At 71.5% G+C, this 484-nt stretch carries 1 protein-coding gene; it reads left to right on the plus strand.

The features are described 5' to 3' along the window. Positions 1-471 (plus strand): glycoside hydrolase family 15 protein (locus ABTU92_RS29090; RefSeq protein ID WP_408095040.1); only part of this gene is annotated, 471 nt, incomplete at its 5' end. Positions 472-484 lie beyond the last annotated feature (13 nt).

Raw genomic sequence — 484 nt, forward strand, 5'->3', positions numbered from 1 at the left:
CGCGGCTGCTTCGTCCAGGCCTACGGGTCGACGGAGCTCGACGCGAGCCTGCTGCTCCTGCCCATCATCGGCTTCCTGCCGGTCGACGATCCGCGCATCGCCGCGACCGTGGCGGCGATCGAGCACGATCTCCTGGCGCACGGCTATGTGCTGCGCTACCGCAGCGAGACGACGGCGGACGGCCTGCCGCCCGGCGAAGGCGTCTTCCTGGCCTGCAGCTTCTGGCTGGTCGACGTCTACGTGCTGCAGGGTCGCGTCGCCGCGGCACGCGCCCTGTTCGAGCGGTTGCTGACGCTCGCCAACGACGTCGGCCTGTTCGCCGAGGAGTACGACGTGCACGCCCGCCGGCAGGTCGGCAACTTCCCGCAGGCCTTCACCCACGTCGCGCTCGTCAACAGCGCCTACAATCTGGTCGCCGCCCGCGCGCCCGCATCGGCCGAGCCGCAGGAGGCGGCGACGGCGGAGTCGTGATCAGCTCCGCCCT

It is taken from the genome of Rhodoplanes sp. SY1 (assembly GCF_046000175.1).
Taxonomy (GTDB): Bacteria; Pseudomonadota; Alphaproteobacteria; order Rhizobiales; family Xanthobacteraceae; genus Rhodoplanes.